Origin of the sequence: Agrobacterium sp. CFBP 3001 (genome assembly GCF_027871605.1) — a bacterium.
Taxonomy (GTDB): domain Bacteria; phylum Pseudomonadota; class Alphaproteobacteria; order Rhizobiales; family Rhizobiaceae; genus Agrobacterium; species Agrobacterium leguminum.
In genome coordinates this window covers 1-1,108 of sequence record NZ_JAQAHD010000057.1, presented here as the reverse complement: position 1 = coordinate 1,108, position 1,108 = coordinate 1, and the positions used below count along the sequence as shown (strand labels likewise).

Annotated in this window: 1 protein-coding gene; it reads right to left on the bottom strand. The window is 64.3% G+C overall.

Going from position 1 to position 1,108, the window contains the following annotated elements; genetic code table 11:
* Nucleotides 1–1,106, bottom strand: a 1,106-nt coding sequence (locus PH605_RS25250) for an AGE family epimerase/isomerase (protein ID WP_271040167.1), incomplete at its 3' end; no start/stop codon positions are given.
* Nucleotides 1,107–1,108: the final 2 nt, after the last annotated feature.

Sequence of the window (1,108 nt, the reverse complement as noted above, 5' to 3'; positions counted from 1 at the left end):
TCGTCGAGCATCGGCCTGTCGGCCGGCCATTTGTCGAACCACAGGCCCTTGACCGGCGTGTCGAGGAAAGGCTGCAGCGCGCCGATGGCGCTGAGACCGGAGGCGAGGTAACGCTGACGCTCCTCACCGCCCGTGACGCTCGCAAGCCGCACCGAAGCCTTCAGCCATTCCGTCTGCGGCCATAACCGCGCCAGTGCGTCATGCACCGAAAAATCGTCGTAGAGGCTCATGATCGCCACCTTGCGGCGCGGGCAGATGCCGTAGGCCTCGCCGATCTCGAACAGGCGTTTTGCCTTGCTGATCGCTTCGTCGTTTCCACGCAGGCTGCCCCAGCGCACCAGAAGCCACGCCCATTCGAACTGGTGGCCGGGTTCCATGATCCGGCCTTTGTCGCTGTCATGCGGTGTCCAGTCATGGGCGAAGAATTCGCGCAAGCCGCCATTGCCGCCATCGATGAAGCGGTTAAGCGCAAGATCGGCGATTTCGTCGGCCAGCGCCGACCACGGGCCGTCCGGGTCCTGCACCTCCCAGGCCAGCATCGCCTCGAAGAGATGCATGTGCGGATTGGAGCAGAGCGGGGTGCGCGGCGGGTTCGCTTCCTCGAAGCCGGCGACCGGATGTCTGTAGTCGCGGTCGAGGATGGCAAGGATATCGAGCGCCCGGCCGCGCATCTCGTCCCGGCGCTCGGGAAGGCTTGCAGCCGCCTGTGCGGCGGCAAACAGCGCAAAGGCCTGATTGTAGAGATCGAAGGAGGGATCGATCAGCCGGCCCGTCTGGTCGGCAAGGTTGCCGTAAAGGCCGTTTTCAAGGCGATAGACCTTCTCGAACCAGGAAAGCCCGTGCAGGAGCGCGTCTTTCCACGGTCCCTGCCAGCCATGCTGGCCGGCGGCGGCGAAACAATAGGCCTGGCGCGGCTGCACGCGGGCGCGTCGGTCATCGGAAAAAACCGGTTTCGCATCCTGGTCGAGACGTTCGTAAAAGCCGCCATCCGGCCGGGCCGAACCCGCCTCCCACCACAGGGGCAGGGCGTCCTCATCCAGCCATTTGCGTAATCTTCCGATCTCTTCGGCAAGCGTCTGCGCGATGCTCGGAAATTGCAATGTCATGC